The organism is Pseudoflavonifractor sp. An85 (assembly GCF_002161235.1).
In the GTDB taxonomy this organism is placed as follows: Bacteria; Bacillota; Clostridia; order Oscillospirales; family Oscillospiraceae; genus Enterenecus.
On the sequence record NZ_NFHE01000110.1, the window covers coordinates 1 to 980 of the forward strand.

Consider the following 980-nt stretch of genomic DNA (forward strand, 5'->3'; position numbering starts at 1 on the left):
CCGGGGCGGCGGACGGCGGCGGTCACCATGGTCCCGTCGTCGAACCGGAAGCTGCCCCGGTTCTCGCCCTGCTGGGGCGGGGTGCCGTCGTACCAGTGCTGGACGAGGATCACGCCCTGTCCCTTCAGGTCGCCGAGGTACAGGTTCCAGTCGGTGAGGATGCTCACGCCCTCCTTCCGGTGGGGTTCCGGGCAGGTCAGGGACGTGTCGAACTCCTCGTACCGGTGGCTCCGGTAGAGCACTTCCACCTTCATACCGTCCTCCTACGGATCACAATGCGGGTTCGGGGGCCTGCCATTCGCTCCACGGGTCGCCCGCCAGCGCCTGCGAGGCGTCGCGGCTGGCCTTGGCCGTGGCGGTCAGGCCGTCCTCACGCTCCTCACCCACGGCGGCCTTCTCCGCCTTGTAGCTCTCCACCTGCTCCTTAATGCCTTTCGCCAGCGCCCACGGGTTCACCTCGAAACGCTTGTACGGGTGCTCGGCGTCGTCCCGGCTGCCGGTCCACACTGGCACCGGCTCGTCCGCCTTGAAGGAGAGCGTGACCTGCGCCCGGTCGCCGGAGAGCATCTACTGGCGCATGTAGTCCGACACGAACACGTCGCAGGAGTAGCCGGACAGGTCAACGCCGTTGACCTTGGTGCCCGGCGGGATGTGGACGAACGCCTTGTCGAAGGTGCGCCCGTCATTCGTGGTGATGGTGTGGGGGTGCAGGAACGCCGCCGGTATCTTCACATGGGCGAACCCGTTCTGCTGGTTGCTCTGTTCCGCCATTTCGATCACTTGTCCTTTCCATGGGGCGGGCGGCGATCCATTGCCGCCCGCGTGGTTTCTATTGTACCGTTTCAGTCGAAGCGTGCGCCGTCCGGGTTGGACGGCAGGCACATGAACACGATGTTCGTGATGAGGCCCGCCACGATGAGGATGAGGCCGATGGACCCCATGCCCAGTGCGCCGCTCAGGAGGCTGGCGTCCCCGTTGGA

Annotated in this window: 3 protein-coding genes; all 3 read right to left on the reverse strand. The window is 66.2% G+C overall.

Annotation, left to right across the window (positions count from 1 at the left end; all coding sequences use genetic code 11):
• Positions 1–254 (reverse strand): hypothetical protein (locus B5G37_RS14625; RefSeq protein ID WP_143483007.1); only part of this gene is annotated, 254 nt, incomplete at its 3' end.
• Positions 255–270: 16 nt separating this feature from the next.
• Entirely contained in the window at positions 271–567 is a 297-nt protein-coding gene (locus tag B5G37_RS14630; protein ID WP_087258980.1) for a hypothetical protein, read from the reverse strand.
• Positions 568–771: a hypothetical protein gene (locus B5G37_RS14635; RefSeq protein WP_087258982.1), complete on the reverse strand. Its 204-nt coding sequence runs from the start codon at positions 769–771 to the stop codon at positions 568–570. It lies immediately after the preceding gene.
• Between the last annotated feature and the right edge of the window lie 209 nt (positions 772–980).